Genomic DNA, 16,765 nt, shown 5'->3' with positions numbered 1-16,765 from the left:
CTCGCTGGCGCCGAAGGTCCTTCGGCCTAATGCTATCCCCTCGGGCCTCGACGCCCGCTCATAGGAGTGCTGTCCGGTAGTCATTCGTGGCGAGATTCTGCTCCAGCACTTCTGCCCCACCGAAGGACCGTTTGTAGCGTTTCAGCTACGTTCAACGGCTTTTTGAGAGCGGGGAATACGCGAATCAAAAATGTCAGTACCTGCGTGGGATCTTCCCGGCAGGGAGGGGACGGTTAGAATCGGGTTGAGGAACCGGCTCATGCGACAGACGCTTCGCCAGATGGCATTTCGCACCCTCCCTCCCACTGCTACGAGTAGTTGTGACTGCTCAGCGGCTCGCATTTCTTATTGAAGCGCCTCGGAACGTGGTAAATCTCCGGCGCTTCGCCGAGGATCTACCTCGCTTCTCGGCTGACCGCGGCGGATAACAAGGCTCATCCGCTGCGCGTCGCCACCTTGCCGATTCGGCGGATCGAGAGAATCTGTCATGCAGCTGTCGGCCGCTCGGATCATGAATGGTTTGAGGGGAGATGACGTCGTGATGGAGAGTCTGGAGACCGTGCATGTCGGGGGGGAGTGCCCGGGACTCGGTAACGAGCGCGGGCACCACCCGGTCACGGCCGCGGTGGAATGTCGCCAGCAGGATCGGACTATTCACGGCAAAGAAGCGCCGCACCCTGTCAATGCGGGGTGCGGCAGTCGTGGGGAGGGCCTCTGGTAGGGAAAAGTGGGGGTGTGGACCGTGTCCACACCTGGGGCCTCGGATTGGGTCGTACATCGGTCGGACCGGGCCGGATTGCGCATGTTTCCTGAGGAGCCCAGTGTTTGCAAGGGCTGGAGTCCGGTTCGAGTCCCACTTCGGGCACATGTTTCCCCTAGTCAGAGGCACTTTTGCTCTCTGACTGTGGACAGCCGGCCCAATTCCGCGGTCCCGGTGCCGGATCTGGTGGCTGTTCTGGAGTTTTCCTAGGGGCTGGGTGCCGCCTTTCTGTCGCGAAGCCCGGGTTGGGCGTTCTTACTACTTCATGGGGGAGCGGCGGGGTAGCTGCATGACTTGGTGAGGATTCTTTGACCGGGTCCTCCTCCTCGCCGGGCAGCTCAGGCGAAGGAGGCACCGAAAGTGAATGATTCATGAACTCCATCGCCACAATCAGACTAAAGAGTCTCGGAGGGGCCTTTCGGGGCAGCGGCGTCGAGCGAAGATGACGCCATCTGACCCTGCGACGGCGCCGACCAACGGTGTATCGGGTCCTATCCCTGTGCCGCGGGCAGGGGCGCTATCGTCCCGTCCGGGTGACGCAGGCCTGCCAATTCCAGGGCGCCTGCGGGGGTGAGCTTGTAGGCATAGCTCTCACCCTCGGCCAGTGCCCCGCGGCTCTCATCCGACGGGAGGTGCTGGGTGAGGGTCTGGCCCGCATGGGCATAGGTCCATTCGAGAGGGCCGCAGACCGCGATGGACCCGTCGCGGTACATGATGCCGACCTCCGTTATCGTCCCAGGGGTCCCCTCGGCGTTATCAATCCGGCCATAAACTGATTGGCCCGCCGGCAGCGGCGTTCCTGTCGCGGGGACCCTTGTCCCGTCGTCGGTAAGCGGTCGGGGAGGCTGGGGCCGGCCCCCGATCGCCTCACAGGCCGATACCGGGTGGGCCGGGGCGCCGTCTGCCTCCTGCCCGCTCCCCGGGGTGCAGGCGCCCCGGGAAACCTCTTTCGAAGGTTGCATTCCGGGGCGGTTCACGACTTCACAGACGGGCTGTGAGACGGACTGGGCCTGACCCGGGGGTGTCTCCAGCGGCAGCGAGGAGGTGGCCGCGGTGTAGAGGATGCAGTAGCCGAACGCGGCAAGACCGGCCAATGCCGCCAGCGTGCTGCGCGGGTACGGTGCAGAACCTCCGCAGCTGACCGCCGGGAGCGCCGCCTGGCCGTTGACGCCCTCCCGGCCGGTATTGCCGGCCGGTGCGTTCATGTAGGGCCCGGGGTTCTCAATTGCTGGTGGTGCTCCCAGATCCGTGATCTACAGGCGGCTGGCGGCTGGCGGCTGGCGGCCGAATCTGGTCCATGAGCTCGTTGTTTCCCCATCGGCCAAGAGTATGCAACTGCCGGCCCGCATCCGGCCATCGGCCCCGTGTCGCCCTTTGTTTGCGGGGCACTTGCGGGAATGAAACCTTCGAGAGTCCGACACCGACGACATCCGGGTGTGAGGTACGGCCGGGCTGAAAGGGATGGTCGTTTACAGTGGGCCAATGCCCATCGACGCGTTGCTGCTGCCGGTCATTTCCTCGAGATTGGACGCCGATAGCCGGAGCAGGGCACTGGCCCTGCGTGCTGTGGAATCACTCGGGGATGCCCCGGGATCAGCCCTGTCGCACTCGGACGGGCGCAGGGAGTTGCTGAAGGTGTGGGAGAGCCTGGGTTGCCTGTACGGGGTTCGCCAGCACGCGCGTGAGGTCGTGGCGTCCCGGGCTGCGTTAATCCTTGCTCTCAATGCCCTGCTATTGACCGATGATCCGCCGCCCGGCGTGGAGATGTACGTTCCCGTCCTCGATGCGGAGTTGGCTGCCCTCGACTGGGGGCTCCTTGGTCAGGTGTCCCCGGATCGTGCCCTGCAGATCGAGCAGATCGAGGGAGACTGGCGCGCCAGTGAGTCCGAGGAGACGGATGAGGTGGAAGGGTCGATCAGCGAGACCCCGGAGGGCCGGTTGTTGTGAGGGCGCAGTCGGGACCGGCCGTCTCACGGTGTCGTATCAGTGGGGTCCTCTTGACTGCGCCACTCCTGCCACGCCTTCAGTTCGTGAGATCCGAGGTAGCCGTAGTCGTCCTTGTCCTGCAGGGCCAGGAGTCTTTCGCGGGTGGGTGGAGTGGCTGCTTGCCATAGGGCGTCTCTTTCGCGCAGGAGATGCTGCAATTCGTTCCAGCGGATCTTGACGAAGCGAGTCCTGGGGCGCTGTTGCGCGGTCTGTCGCATTCTGATCAGCCAGTATGGCTCGGACTTGTCATACCCGGAGAACGTCATGCACCCACCGTAGGGGTTGGCGAGCCGCTCCCCGGGGACTGACAGTCCGTGGTTCAGACTGGATGAGTGATTGAACAGGCATGGGACCAGGTGCGTGACGGTGCACGGCTCGAGGGGTGGACTGAGGCGACCGCCAATGGGTGGGGTGCGCTCATCGCCTGGGTGGCAGGACCAGCCAATTCCTGTCGTGTGCCGGCGGCCGTGCGGGAGCGGCATACCGAGGTGCTCGTCATGACTGACGGCGCCGTCGTACGGCAACCCAGCATGCTCAGCGACGAGGATCTGGCCTCCATCGACGACGACATCGACACATACCTGGCCGCCGCCGGTATCCCGCCCCTGCGGCGCGGCTACGCCTGGTTCATCCGTCGGCCGGCGCAGTGCGACACGGATGAGGCATTCTGGTCAGCGATCAACCAAGGCGTGGAGGAGGCTGTACCGGGTGTCGTCGAGCCGCTCGAGCTACGGCTCGTGGTCGACGGCGTGCTCCGAACCCTCTATTCCTGAGGTATGCCGGTCCGACCGCTCGATGCTTCGCTTCGGCTGGGGAAGTCCCTTCCTTCCCCAGCCGGAGCCCGCCTTTGCTTCTGGCCGGTGTCCTGTCCGAGGTTTCGTTGAAGAAACCTCATACTGCACAGCCCGGCTTCCTCGGATCAGAAGCGTAAGGGTGAAGGCTCATGCCCTTTGGCGGTTCAGGCCCTTACCTGGGCGAGAGCAGCGTCCTGCATCCTCCGGATCCACACCTGGGTCACTGCATCCCATGCTTCGCTGGTGCGCAGCCATTCCTCCGTGCTGTTCGTCGCCGGAAGACGGTACTTGTGCATTTTCTCTTTTGCTTTGCTTTGGCTACTCAGGTCTTCGAGGTCGGCCAGGAGATCCATCAGTTCCTCTCCAGTGGTGCGGTCCGCACGTGAGACATTGTCCGCGTTCTTTACTCCGTGCCCCCGCGACATGCCCAGGTAGGGAGTGATGAGCGGTGTGACCAGGTTAAGCCAGGCTTCGTTGGAGGCCAGGCCGTCGTTGCAAATTGAACCGACGACCTGCTCAAGGACTCGCAGGGCCGGTTCGGCTTCGAGGGCACGACAGTAGTGCTCTGATTCGTTCGAGTTATCAATCATGGGCGGGATCTCCACGTTCAGGTAGGTGTGGCTGGGCGGGGTGATTTGGTGTTTGGGCGCAGTAGTACGCGTGTCAGGCAGTTGCTGGCTGTGGCAGGTCCTGACAGTCCCAGAAGTCGTCGTCGTTGAGGCGGTGGCACCACAGCCCCAGGCGGTTCACCGCCAACGCCGTTGCGAGGCTGCCCTTGAATCGGGTTCCGTCGGTCCACGCCGCGACCTCGATATGTGTACCCGTCTGGGCGGCGTCTTCGATGGCGGGGAAGCAGTCACCGTCGCCAGTGAAGACGACGATCGTGTCGTAATCCCCTGACTGCGCGGCTTTGTCCAGGTTCAGGCCCATCCTGACGTCCACGCCGGTTTCCTTCGGCGGCCGACGGTTGTCCTGGTACCGCAGCGGCAGGTAGGTGGCGGTGACAAGAGGGTCCTTGGCCCAGCGGGATTTCTGTTTCCTGAAGGTGGCCGCGCCCATCTGGTCGCGGAACCGGCAGGGCTCGCCGCGGAAGACGAAGACCCCTGCCAGCTCTGAGGGGTTCCGTCGCTTGCTCGCCACCCGGTGTGCGAGCAGGCGAGGGTTTACGTAGGTTTCCTGCTTGTCCATGCCGTGTCCGAACAGGTCATGGCCGAGCATGTGGACGTTGCCGTAATCCAGGAAGACCGCGATTCTTTCCATTACTTTTCTCCTCTTAAACGACGAAACCGCCACGCGGATGGTGGCGGTGCTTATCCTGCACATCAATCAGCTGACCGATGTTCCTGCTCCCTCATCTCCCAAACAATGCCTCAGGGAAGAATGAGGAACGAATAACAAAACACTTTGAAAAACAAAGCGACCCCGCACCAGTCGGCGCGAGGTCTTGCTTTATCCACTATCGCTGAACGCGTCGAGTTCGTCAAGTGGGAAACGGCATGGACTTTGCTCTGAGGTGGGGGTGCCGAGGGGGCTTCGTTGCGCTCGAGAGACCCTCCCACTCGCCAATAGGGGTGTGGATCGCAGCGCTCAATGGCCGTCCTTCTGCACTGCTATGTGGCGTGCCAGATGGGGCAGCTCGCCTCGCATTCCATGCATTTTGAGACACGAAGGATATAAGACGCCCGGGTGGGTTCAGAGAAGGAGTCGGGGCCCGCGGGTGGGATCGCCTGTCGCATCAGCTGGTCATTCGTTGGACTTGAACACGATCGAGTCGAAGACGGCGCGCGCCTCTCTCGTCAGCTCCGGATTGATCGATTCGTGGAACTGGACCACCCAGATCACAGCGCGCTGGCCGTTCAGGTCGACCACACGGAAGGTCTGGTGTTCCTCCTTGGTCGAGTACCAGCTTGTGCATTCGTTCGAGAATTCTGAGCTGATGCAGAACTTGTCGCGGTCACAGGGGGTGATGTCCAGATCGCCCTCGACGGAGTGGTCGAACTCGAAGCCGGAGTAATCGCCCACCATGACCTCGACCGGAGTGGTGCTCGCTGTTGACGTCTGTGCCGTCATTGCGTCGACGAAGGCCTCGGCCGATGGGCCGACCTCGACGAGGTTGCCTTGCCACGCGCAGGCGTCGGTCGGCACATAAGGGGTGGGCCAGAAAACCACGGCGACCGCCAATTCATCCGGGTGATCCGGGTCGTCCTTGAACAGGACGTCACCGCCATCGCTCAACCAGCCGTCCGGGACGGTGATCTCGAAAGGTTCCGTGAAGCTGGTGACGAGGTAGGTGCCGGCGTCGAGGTCGCCGCTCTCCGGCAGCGGCGGAACCGTGCCGCCCTCCGTAGGCGACACCGTGCCGGCCTCCGTAGTTGGTGAACTGGTGGGCGGGAGGGAGGCGTTGTCGGGCGCATACTCGCACCCGCCGAGACATCCCATCAGTGCGATAGCCACCAAGGGCAAGAGACGGCGCGACCGCTGAGCGGCCTTTTCGTGGGGTGTCAGGGAGCTCATCGATCCACCAGGCCGCTACAGGGATGCGGTGAGGCCCCGCAGCCGGGTGGCCTCGCGGGCGGCACGAGATGGGATGCCGTCGGCTCAAGTCTCCTCCGGTACGGAACCCGCGACAATAGAAGTTGTACGGAGATCAGTTCCCCCTGACCGCTGCCAGGGCTTCCGCCGCCCTGTGGTGCTTACGGCTCAGGCGCAATGTGTCCCCGAGCCGGGTCAGCACCTCGGCGAGCCGCACGTCCCGTGTCGGTGAAACGCCGACCTGGTTCAGCAGTGCGGCCGCTTCAGTCAGCCACTCCTGGGCCTTGGCGTGATCCCGTGCTTCGGCAGAAATCGCGGCCAAGGTGAGGAGGGGGTCGGCGCGGGCGGTCGCTTCAGGTAAGCCCTGGCTTATATCCGGCAGCAGCGTGAGAGCTCGGAGGGCAACGTCCTCTGCCGCATCCCAGTCACCGGCAGCCGTTGCGTCAAGGGCGCGGCGGTTGAGCCTTGCCGCTTTCGGCCTGCTCAGGATACCGACCACTACAGGCGCCCGACGAAGCATTCCGTGTGGTGGGGGCTTCGACCCGCGAATGAGGGGCCCGCTGTGGCCGCGGCGACGCCGACGGCGGCCCGGAACAGGCGCTTGATGGTCTTCATGATGGTCGTCTCCTTCGATGTTTTTGGTGACTCTCAGTGTTCGCGGTTGTGAGAGGTGGTCGGCCCGCTAGCGGCGGGTCAGCGGTTCGGTGTGGTGGAGGCCGATACCTGCGAATGTGGGTCCGGCGGTGGCTGCGGCGACGCCGAGGGCGGTGACGGCGGCCCAGAATAGGCGCTTGATGGTTTTCATGGTGGTCGTCTCCTTGGCTGTGGTGTTCGGGTTGTTGATTCAACGATGGCGCAGGGGCCTTAATTAATTCCTAAAACGGGTTGGGGCAGCGAAGCCCCGGCAGGTGGGTTGTAGCGTCCCTGGTGCGGGATCGAGAACGGGATCGGGTGGCCGGAGCGCTTGCACTGGTCCGGGTCAAGCCGGAGCGCGGATGCGTGAGGAGCGCGTGAGATGGGTGCACTATGGATTCGAGTCCTGGGTCCGCTCGAGGTGATGACCGGCGGGACAGCCGTTCCGCCTAGTGCCGCGAAACACCGGATCGTGTTGGAGTGCCTGGCGCTACGGGCAAACGCGGTGGTGACGGCGGATTTCTTGATCGAAGCGCTATGGGCCGATCACCCGCCGGCCAAGCCCGGACCGCAGCTGCAGGTGTATGTCGCGAACCTGCGTCACGCGCTCGAGCCGGACCGCCCAAAGGGGGCCGCACCCCAGCGGTTGGTCAGCAGGCCAGGAGGTTACCTCCTGGCCGTCGGTGAGCAGGAGCTTGATCTGCTTCAATTCAGGCAGCACATTGCGGCCGGGGAGCTGGCGGTGCAGGGCGGGGACCTAGCGGCAGGCGCCGAAAGTCTTCGCCATGCAGTTGAGCTTTATAAGGTCCCGGCATTCCCCGATCTGACTGATATTGAGTTGTTCCGGCCAGAGCTCGACGCGTTGCAGGAAACCTGGCTGGATGTTTACCAGGACCTTGCTGACGTGGAGCTCGCCTTGGGCAGGCACAACCCTCTGGCCGGTGAGCTGCAATCCTTAGTGGCCCAATACCCGTACCGAGAGGATTTGTGGGCACCGCTTGTGCTGGCGCTGTACCGCTGTGACCGGCAGGCCGATGCGCTGGCGGCCTGCCGGAAGATGCGTCGGATCTTCATCGATGAACTGGGACTTGACCCGGGCCCGCGCTTTCAGGAGCTGGAAGGCATGGTTCGGCGGCAGGACGCGTCTCTGGCTGCTCCCGCCCTAAACGGACGAGGTGCAGGCCAACGCGTGGACAACCTGCCTGCGCAACTCACACCTTTGATCGGGCGCGAGGCCGAACTGAAGGAAATATGTTCTCTCTGCCTCACCGAAGGCTGCCGACTGGTCACAGTCACCGGCCCGGGAGGGACAGGTAAGACCAGTCTGGCTCTGGCGGCAGCAGGACAGCTCCGCACACGCATGCCGGATGGAGTCTGCTGGGTGAATCTCGCCTCACTGAGTGAGACCCGGCAGGTGCCTGCCACGATAGCCGCAGCGCTCGGCGTGGAGGACCGGGCAGGCGCTGACCTACTCGAAGCCGTGACCCGGTTCCTGCGCTCCCGCCGGCTGTTGCTGGTCCTTGATAATTTCGAACACTTGGAGGATGCATGGCACATCGTTGTGGACATGCTCACCGTGGCGCCCTTGCTGCGGATCCTGGTCACCAGCCGACGGCCCCTGCAGGTGCGCGCCGAGTACGAGTACGAGCTGACCCCCTTGGCTCTGCCTCCCCTTGGCTCTCCACTCTCGACACACCTGCTGCAGGAGGTGCCCGCCGTGAAGCTGTTCCTGGCCCGCGGCAGGACCGTCCGTCCGCTTTTCAAATTAGACAGCACCAACGAGGCGGCAGTGACGCGCATCTGTTACCGCCTCGATGGCCTGCCGCTTGCGATCGAACTGGCTGCCGCCCAGCTGCGGAACCGCACCTTGCAGGCTCTGCTGGCCGGGCTGGAGGCCAGCCTGACCGACCTCCCGGCTGCCTTCCGTGACCTACCAGACCGCCAGCGGACCCTTGCGGCAACGATTGACTGGAGCCATCAGCTGCTTCACCCGCCTGAGCGGGAACTCTTCGATCGGCTTGGTGTTTTCGCTGCTGATCCGAGCGTCGCAGCGGTTCACTGCATCCTCGGGCACGCGTCAGACCTGAACGGCACTGAGGCCCTGCTGACCGCGTTGTCCCAGCACAGCCTCCTGCGCACGTACACCGATGAAACCGGCACGCGCAGAGTATCCATGCTGCAGGTTATCCGTGAGTTCGCCCGGGACCGTCTGTCGCTTCTTGATGAAGCGGAGACCATCCGGATGAAGCACGCCATTTTCTATCTGGGCGTAGCAGAAGACATAGGCCCTCAGCTCTGGGGCGCGAAGCAGGTGGATGCCTTCCGGCTGCTGCAGGCCGACGCAGCGGAGTTACGGCGGGCACTGCGGTGGGCCACCGGTCCGCGCCGTTCCACAGACGTGGGGCTGCGGCTCATCGGGGAGCTCTGGCACTACTGGGAACTAACCGAGGACGTCGGGGAACAGTACGAAATCGCCATTGAACTACTCCAAGACACACCGGACGCTCCACCACACCTCAGAGCGCCAGCGCTCAGCGGAACAGCGACCTTGTGCTGGGTGCTGGGCCGCAACGACGAAGCAACCGAGCTGCACCACCGGGCGCTGACCGCCTTCAACAGTGCAGGCAACTCCCAAGGCGCCGCCTGGACAACGATATGCCTGGCAGTGCAGGCCCTGGTGGCGGATGACCCGGATACAGCCCGCAGTCTCGCCGAAGAAACGCTGTCCATGCCGGACGCCAGCCTACGCACCCGGGTCGCCACTCAGGTCGTCCTGAGTTTGCAAGCAATGTACGCGGGCGACTCCTCCCGGGCCCTTGATTTATGCAAGGAAAGCGTCGAACTCGCCCGTCCACTTGGAGACCGCCTCATCCTCGGCGTAGTACTGACCAACCTTGCGGAATGCATGGAGCAGACCGGAGACCTCGCCACTGCCGAAACGCTCCTGCGCGAGGCACTCGGTGCGACACTTGAACTCGGCGCGCAGGCCAACATCGTCGCCTTCCTCGAGTCCCTCGCCAGTATCTATATCCAACAGAGCCGCATGGAACTGGCCATACGAGTGCTGGCAGCAACGGAGGTCTACCGCTCGGATCGGAGTCACCCCCTCAGCCCGCCGGAGCAGCGGCGCCTCGAATCGCTCATAACAACAGCACGCACCCAAGCCGGCCCCATACGCTTCGGCCTAATCTGGGCCGAAGGTCAAGCCCTGACGATCACCCAGGCCGTCCGCGAAATCCTCGACGCGAACCAGGACAAGATCTTGGAGGAGCACTCGAGCGCTGCCATTCCTGATCAGGCAACAGAGACCCCTGTGGAAGCAGCCCCCTGGGCCTGAAAATTGGACGACGAACTGCTTCCTGCAGGGTGAACTGCGGGAACCTGGTCACCCGGCTCCAGCCGCTCCGGGAACCCAACGCCTGTAGGCGACCCCTCAACGGGCGCTTTCTCGGGCATATCCAACGCAACGCGTAGTGCTCGAGTTTGCGGTTAAGCGAACCCGGGCCAGCCCAAGACATGTCGAGCCCAATTCCGTCGTCGAGTGCCAACGCCGGATCGCTTTGATGTCACCGCTGGCGGTGCCGAGCCTGCCAACTATAACGTGAAGGATTTCGGCGGGTTCAGCGCGGCTTTCTGGACGGTTTCCGGCATTCCTGCCGGTAGGGGCTGGTGCCGGGTTTCATGCAAATCCCTTTGAACCGGCGCCTCAGTTCAGACCCGAACTCCGTCACGGCACTGGCCGTAAGCACGGTTATAGGACGCAAAGGCGATCGGGAGGACTTCGCCGGAGCAGCCGCCTTCCTGGCTAGCAGCGTATCGGCCTACGTCAACGGGGGAATTGCCCACCGTCGATGGCGGATTATGGGTCCATTAGATTCGTCCGGTAACGGATCCATGGCCGCTTCGGAGGCGCGTCCAACGCTTTGGGAGGGCGCCCTTTTTGCTGCGGTGTCAGAAGAACTTGAATCGGGCTCCGCTGGAATGAGGTCGTTGTGTCATACCTTGGGCCATTCTTTCTGTCCGTAGGTGTGAACTCGGCGGGTTGGAACTTGGTGTGGCATCGTGGGGTCGTAGCGTTGGGGCATGAGCATAGGCCCTGACCGTCAACGCGCCACCGGATCCGCGGACCCTGCGCCGGGAAGTCGAAGGCAGTGTCACCCAGATGAGCCTGCTGGCCAACCTGGTTGCCCTGATCGCCGGATCGGTGTCCATCGGCAACTCCGCCACCGCCACCATGGCCCAGCGCATCCCCGAGCTCGGTCTGCGCCGTGCCCTCGGAGCCAGGCGCAGCGGCATCTTCGCTCAGCTGCTGGGCGAAACCACCTTCCTGGGCATGCTTGGTGGTGCTGCCGGTGCCCTGCTCGGAGTCACCGCCACCATCGGAGTAGCTCTGGTCAACGGCTGGGTGCCGCTCATCGAGATCACCATCGTGGCCGTCGCTACCGGCGCCGGGTGTGCGGCGGAAACCCTGGCAGGTATCCTGCCGGCGCTGCGGGCCACCCGGATCTCTCCCACCGAAGCACTCTCCAGATAAGGCGTACCTCCCCAAACGCCACGCACACCTCTCCTGCCCGTCTGTCGCCCAACCCCATCTGAGGGATCCTTCGCCGTGCGCTCGGGCGTTTGGCATGTCACGGAACGGGAGGTTGATAAGCAGCACCTCACCGCTCTTGCCCGTAAAAGCAACGAAAGGCTGAGTTAGCTCAAGGGGGTTGCTGACTGCCGCCGTGCTCAGCTAATGGGGCCGGGCTTACTGGCTATTCTTCCAAAACGGCCGACCTCAAGCCGAGGGCGGGGCCCTGCGGTGCATGGCTGCCCGGGGCCGGCGGGTAGAGGACATCCTCTCGGCTGTAGTGCCCCACGACGTCGAATTGCCGCTTCGCGGCCAGAGTGCGCTTCAGGTCGACGTCCGCCACAACCATCCCCTCCTGGTCGTAGAGAGGACCCGCAACAGCACGGCCGTCAAGGGGTTCGAAGATCGCTGCTCCACCCCGTCCGAACGCCTCACCGTCCTCGGGCAACTTTATCGGGAAGTCCTCGGGAAACGCAGAGCGAGGAATGTACTGGGGAGCCGACACCACGAAGGCGCCGGCTTCGATAGCTATGTGGCTCATCGTCGAAAGCCACCCTTCCGAGTCATCGGCCGTGGGAGCCGCCCAGATCTGAACGCCCTGACGATAGACCGCGTACCGGGCCAGGGGCATACGGTTCTCCCAACAGAGAAGGCCTCCGACCCTGCCGACCGGCGTCTCGACGGCACGCAGGTCATGTCCGTAGCCGACGCCGTGGAACACCCGCTCGTGCATCGTGGGCATCAACTTGCGATGCTTCCAAAGCAGCCCCTCGGGGCCAATCAGAATCATCGTGTTGTAGAGACTCCCGGGCCGTGCTGATTCGCGTTCGTTCACTCCGAGCACGCAGTGCATGTCGTGTTCGGCGCAGGCCTCGATGAATCGGTCGATCTGTGGTCCGGGGACATCGACGGAGTTGTCCCACAGACGGGTCCACAGTTCATCGACTCCGTCGAAACGAGCCGCCTGATACGCCCAGACCCCTGAGGGGTAGAGCGGGATGAAGGTTTCAGGGAAGACCGCGAGCTTCACGCCCTCGCCCGATGCCTCGTCCAGGAGTCGCAGCGCCTTCGATACTGACCCCTCCGCATCGAGGATGACAGGTGTTGCCTGGACTGCAGCGATACGCACAGTATTTGCGGACATGGAGCAAAGTGTGCGCTCATGCCGGCGCAGCGTCAATACTGCCTCCGCCCTGATCCGCGGCAGGCTGGCCAGTGCGCACACGTATTGCTGGGTCGCCGGTGCGTTGGCGGCTGCTGGTGTAGGGGCGCCGGTAGGCCCATTCGGTGGCAAGGGAGCGGTTGAAGCGTTCGGCTTTGCCGTTGGTCCAGGGGCAGTGCGGTTTGATGAAGCGCTGGACCGCGCCCAGGTCCGCCACGGCCCGGGCGAAGGCCTCCGAGCGGCGGTGGTGCCCTTCTCATCGGGCAGCACCTCGGCGTAGCCGATCCGGGTGTGGTCATCGACGGCGACGTGGATGAAGTCATAGCCGATGCCCCAGCCCGGACGTCCCCGGAGCGCCCGTGGGCCCGCCAGCCGCCGCCGTTGGGGATCCGGCCGAGTTTTTCACATCCAGGTGCACCAGCTCACCCGGGGCCGCCCGCTCGTAGCGCCGGGCGCTGCGGCGCACGGCGCGGATCACCGCCCCGGTGAGCGGGTCACAGGTCGCCAGCGGCGGCACTCGGTTGCGGGTGAGGATCCGCGAGATCGTCCGGGCCGGAACCCCGGTGGCCGCCGCGATCGGGCCCGGGCCGGCCCGCAGGCCCGCCGGGGCCCGGAGGACGGTATGTTCACGGGCGGCGTTGGTGCGCCCGGGACTGCTCCGGGGCCGGCTGGACCGGTCCCGGAGCCCGGCCGGACCCTCGGCGCGGAAGCGTCGGATCCACCGGTAGGCGCTCTGCCGGGAGACTCCCAACTCGGCCGCAATATGGGCCACCGGCCGCCCGGCGGCCACCCGGTCAACGATCAATTGTCTTCCATGAACAGTCAGACGGGCATTAGCGTGGGACACGAGGACCTCCAGGCACGTGCCAGCGTGATGTCGGCGATTTCCCGGTCGCTGAAACCAGAGTCCCGCCCGTAGTCTCTGCGCATCGCTTTCGGTCATGGAAGTGGCATCAGCGCTGAGCTTTCCCGAGTAATCCATTATGGCCACCTCTGCATCCGGGAGGCCCGCAGTATGGAAGTCCCTTGCTATGGCAAGGAACTGTTCTTCACCGATGATCTTGAGCGTCTTCTTCCCGTGAGCAGCCTGCAGTGACTGGATCCGATGACCTGCGCTGCGGCCAGTGTCACCAATTCGTAGAGGCGGACGCTCAAGGAAGAGCTGATCGCCTTGATGAGGGACTCCCAGGCGAGGTACACCTCCGGATTCAGGCTCATTGGCTTCGTGTGGTTTGGCACCTAGCCGAGCGATCTGCGGCCGGCGTCGTAGATTTCAGCGATCAAGCCGGCGGCCTCGTCCTCGGGCGGCGTTTCCAGGTTGGTCATCGAAAACTCCTCGCAACTGGCGGTGAGCAAGGCTCGGGTTCAGGTGGCCTCAAGCCGCCGGTGAAGGCCGCCCGGACCCATTGTGATCTTCCAGCCGATGCTTTGTAAACGAAGTCCAGGAAACCCGATGTTGGCCAGTGGCTTCGTGAGGTTGAAGCTCACCCCGTCCTGAAGCTGGCACCACGTGACTTAGCGCCCGTCGGACATCCAGAGGGTGACGATCTGGTTGACGTTCACCCCGCCATTTTCGCGCACGGCTTCTCCTGCAGCGGTGACGTCATCGACAACGAAGGCGATAAGAATCGCACAACATCTGCTCCGGAAACCACCACTGAATCTCTTCCTACTTGTGAGACCACTTAACTTTTCCCAGACTTATTTCTAGTCGCGTAACTGGTCTTGATGTGATGGTTTTATTTTCAAAGGATCGTAGGTGAACAGGGCAGGCGTGCCTCACCTCCCGATGATTCATCTAAAGTGAAATTTACTCGCATTGTGTCGTTCAACGTATTCGAGTTTGGGACTCCCTCACCTGGCATGGCCGCGAGGTCAATGAATCTAGTTCTAGGGATATTTTCTGATGCCATGGAGATCAAAACCTCTGCACTTATGCCACCTATACCTACTTCACCCCCGATTGAACTGTTTGATCCGTTGTCTCCCGTGGCGATGATATTCACGTAACCGGTCAGGTCGGGCGGTTGCGGATCCAGTATCGCTACTCGAAATCCGATATACATTTCGCGTTCGAATGGGTTGTAGATGCAGGTGATTTCGTCAGTCTTGAAGGCTACGTCGCCGGAAACCGGTACCCCAACTGTCAGGGTGATAATTTTATCTAGGGGGATCGGCTCCCCCTCGTTAGGCGCGACCGCTAGAACGAGGCCGATCTGGTCCGCAGAAGCGGCTCCCTCCGCAACAACGCTTGTAATCCCGTCGGCGGCCAATGTCTGTTGCGCGGCCTCTAGGGGACTTCCGACGAGACCAGGAGGGACTACGTCTGGAGGCTGCGTGTCACCGCCTGTGCCCACGTCGCCGCCTGTGCCCGTGTCGCCTGTGCCCGTGTTGTCGCCTGTGCCCGTGTTGCCGCCTGTGCCCGTGTTGCCGCCTGTGCCCGTGTTGTCGCCTGTGCCCGTGTTGCCGCCTGTGCCCGTGTTGCCGCCTGTGCCCGTGTCGCCGCCTGTGCCCGTGTCGTCGCCGCCCCTGCCTGTGCCTGCGACTGCACCGCCACCGCCCCCGGCTGCGCCTCCGGTTTGGGCGGGACTGGAAGAGCTCGACGCGGTTGTAACGGTAGGGCTGGGGCTGGCATCAGTACTCCCAGCGTTGGGAGTGTCGCCTGCGCGAATCTGCCCAAGTAGAAAAGCGCTGGTCAAAAGAAGTAGGGCTACAACCACGGCTGATACCCATATGGTGATCCTTCTGGTGCTGTTCATGGTGGCGCTCCTTTTTCGGTTGTTTCCTGCAACTATTAGATAGGCTGGCGCGCTGCTTCCGGTTCGTTCTGTTGTAATTCTTCGTTAGTTGTCAGCGGTATTTGTTGAGGCGGTCAATTGTGTTTGTAGGGTGGTATTGATGTAGCAGAGCAAATTCTCCGGAAACTGAGGGAAACGAGGGTGTTGGTGCGGTTCGACCTTCTGCTGCTCATTGCGGTCAAACAGAGAGCCGCCTGCGGTTGGCAATGCAGGCCTGCGTGTTGGGGTGCTGGGAGCCAAGCGTCTCCTGCAGAATTGCGATGGCGTCGTCGTAGTGCGCGGCCGCGGACGACGTGCATCCAACGTCCGCTTCTAGCGAAGCCAAGTTGTTCAGCAATGCGGCGATTTCTGGGTGGTGCGGACCGAGGACCTGGCGTTTGATCTGAAGAGCGCGGGTGTAGCTGAACGCCGCTTCGCGATGGTCGTTTTTTTGTTGCTGGATGTTGGCAAGGTTGTTTAGTTGTACAGCTACTTCGTAATGGTCTGGCCCGTTCTTGGCGGTCCAGATGTGAAGCGCTTCCGTAATCACCTTTTCGGCCTCGTCCAGCCTTCCTTGGCCGCCGAGGGTGGCACCGAGTACTGACAGGTCGGCGGCGATTGCGGCGGCATTTGTCTGGTCGTTGCGGTGGCGGATGTCCAAGGCTGCCCGAATATGCGGCTCCGCGTCGTCGTACCTACCTTGGATGTGGGCCAGTCCGGCTAAGTTGTGGTAAATCGCTGCAATCTGCGGATCATCAGGTCCAAGGGCAGCGGTGGTTAGCTCAAGAGCCTCAGCGTAGAGGGCCGCCGCTTCCTTGTAGCGGCCGGTGTCCTTGCACAGGATGCCCTTGGCGTTGAGGGCGCCGGCCTTGCGGAGCGGTTCCAGACCATCCCAGTGCTCCAAACCGAACACTCTCTCCAAAGCGTTTGCGGCTTCTAGGTATTGTCCGGCAAGGCGCCGGGCATCACCGTCCCGAGTGAGTGCCTCGGCAAGCCACAGATCCCGGGTACTGGAGACGGGCTGGCCCTCCAGCAATGCCACGGCGGAGTCCAGAAATCGGCTGGCAGTTAGGTGGTCTACGGCCCGGGACGCGACACCGGACCTCATGAGCAGCGCCTCGACCCTAATCACTGCCTCAGCCAGATCCTCGTTTCGAGTCTCCATGATGCTGCCGGCGTGTTTAGCAAAGTGATCCGCTGCAACCGCGTCGCCGCGTTCCCACGCTTGGAGGGCCAGCCGATTCAGGCGCCTGGCCCTAACCCGTGCGGTTGTGCCGAGCATCAGCGGCCGGTGAGCGGTTCGGTGTGATTGATCGCGGCTCCGGCGAAGCTGGGGGCGGGGAGGCTGCGACGAGACCGACGGTTGCTGCTGTGGCCCAGAAGAGGCGCTTGATGGTTTTCATGACGGTTCCCTTCTCATTGTCATTCGCGGGGTTAGTGCGCGGGTTGTGGTGAGGAATTCGCTATCGGCCCTGAAAGGCCTCGGTGTGGTTGACCCCCTGTCCAGCGAAGCTGGGGGCGGCGGAGGCTGCGACGAGACCGACGGTT

Annotated in this window: 13 protein-coding genes and 1 pseudogene; 4 read left to right on the top strand and 10 right to left on the bottom strand. The window is 63.2% G+C overall.

Annotated elements, in window-relative coordinates; genetic code table 11:
* The first annotated feature begins 2,242 nt into the window (after positions 1-2,242).
* Positions 2,243-2,707: a hypothetical protein gene (locus ACX80W_RS12960; RefSeq protein ID WP_459283906.1), complete on the top strand. Its 465-nt coding sequence runs from the start codon at positions 2,243-2,245 to the stop codon at positions 2,705-2,707.
* Between the two features lie 23 nt (positions 2,708-2,730).
* Here ACX80W_RS12960 and ACX80W_RS12955 read toward each other — a convergent pair whose 3' ends face one another.
* The gene (locus ACX80W_RS12955; RefSeq protein WP_459283904.1) at positions 2,731-3,012 is read right to left on the bottom strand and encodes a hypothetical protein; all 282 of its coding nucleotides are present in this window, start codon (positions 3,010-3,012) and stop codon (positions 2,731-2,733) included.
* A gap of 66 nt (positions 3,013-3,078) precedes the next feature.
* On the opposite strand from ACX80W_RS12955, the gene ACX80W_RS12950 reads away from it, so the two are divergent.
* Positions 3,079-3,519, top strand: coding sequence for a DUF5956 family protein (locus tag ACX80W_RS12950; protein WP_459283903.1), 441 nt, complete (start codon positions 3,079-3,081; stop codon positions 3,517-3,519).
* A gap of 185 nt (positions 3,520-3,704) precedes the next feature.
* Here the strand turns inward: ACX80W_RS12950 and ACX80W_RS12945 are convergent, their stop codons facing one another.
* From ACX80W_RS12945 to ACX80W_RS12925, 5 genes are all read right to left on the bottom strand, one after another.
* Positions 3,705-4,130 (bottom strand): hypothetical protein, encoded by a 426-nt coding sequence (locus tag ACX80W_RS12945; protein ID WP_459283901.1) that lies wholly within the window; start codon positions 4,128-4,130, stop codon positions 3,705-3,707.
* A gap of 73 nt (positions 4,131-4,203) precedes the next feature.
* Positions 4,204-4,800, bottom strand: coding sequence for an NYN domain-containing protein (locus tag ACX80W_RS12940; protein WP_459283899.1), 597 nt, complete (start codon positions 4,798-4,800; stop codon positions 4,204-4,206).
* Positions 4,801-5,283: 483 nt separating this feature from the next.
* On the bottom strand, positions 5,284-6,054 hold the full coding sequence (locus ACX80W_RS12935) for a hypothetical protein (protein WP_459283897.1): 771 nt from the start codon (positions 6,052-6,054) through the stop codon (positions 5,284-5,286).
* A gap of 133 nt (positions 6,055-6,187) precedes the next feature.
* On the bottom strand, positions 6,188-6,571 hold the full coding sequence (locus ACX80W_RS12930; protein ID WP_459283895.1) for a hypothetical protein: 384 nt from the start codon (positions 6,569-6,571) through the stop codon (positions 6,188-6,190).
* Between the two features lie 183 nt (positions 6,572-6,754).
* Positions 6,755-6,877, bottom strand: coding sequence for a hypothetical protein (locus ACX80W_RS12925; protein ID WP_459283893.1), 123 nt, complete (start codon positions 6,875-6,877; stop codon positions 6,755-6,757).
* Between the two features lie 210 nt (positions 6,878-7,087).
* Between ACX80W_RS12925 and ACX80W_RS12920 the strand changes: the two genes are divergently transcribed.
* Together ACX80W_RS12920 and ACX80W_RS12915 are read left to right on the top strand one after the other, a co-directional pair.
* Entirely contained in the window at positions 7,088-10,042 is a 2,955-nt protein-coding gene (locus tag ACX80W_RS12920) for an AfsR/SARP family transcriptional regulator (RefSeq protein WP_459283891.1), read from the top strand.
* Between the two features lie 825 nt (positions 10,043-10,867).
* Positions 10,868-11,239 (top strand): ABC transporter permease, encoded by a 372-nt coding sequence (locus ACX80W_RS12915; protein WP_459283889.1) that lies wholly within the window; start codon positions 10,868-10,870, stop codon positions 11,237-11,239.
* 223 nt (positions 11,240-11,462) lie between these two features.
* On the opposite strand, the gene ACX80W_RS12910 is transcribed toward ACX80W_RS12915, so the two are convergent.
* From ACX80W_RS12910 to ACX80W_RS12895, 4 genes and pseudogenes are all read right to left on the bottom strand, one after another.
* The gene (locus ACX80W_RS12910; RefSeq protein ID WP_459283888.1) at positions 11,463-12,422 is read right to left on the bottom strand and encodes a carbon-nitrogen hydrolase family protein; all 960 of its coding nucleotides are present in this window, start codon (positions 12,420-12,422) and stop codon (positions 11,463-11,465) included.
* An 82-nt stretch (positions 12,423-12,504) separates the two neighbouring features.
* Positions 12,505-13,287 (bottom strand): annotated as a pseudogene (locus ACX80W_RS12905) (helix-turn-helix domain-containing protein); the annotation flags it as partial.
* Positions 13,288-14,185: 898 nt separating this feature from the next.
* A complete protein-coding gene (locus ACX80W_RS12900; protein ID WP_459283886.1) occupies positions 14,186-15,199 on the bottom strand; it encodes a hypothetical protein in 1,014 nt (337 codons plus the stop codon).
* A 217-nt stretch (positions 15,200-15,416) separates the two neighbouring features.
* Complete coding sequence (locus ACX80W_RS12895) at positions 15,417-16,259, bottom strand: tetratricopeptide repeat protein (RefSeq protein WP_459283884.1); 843 nt, start codon at positions 16,257-16,259, stop codon at positions 15,417-15,419.
* Between the last annotated feature and the right edge of the window lie 506 nt (positions 16,260-16,765).

This window comes from Arthrobacter melezitosi (assembly GCF_054511055.1).
Note: the sequence above shows the minus strand (reverse complement) of the source record. Positions and strands in the feature narration are given on the sequence as shown.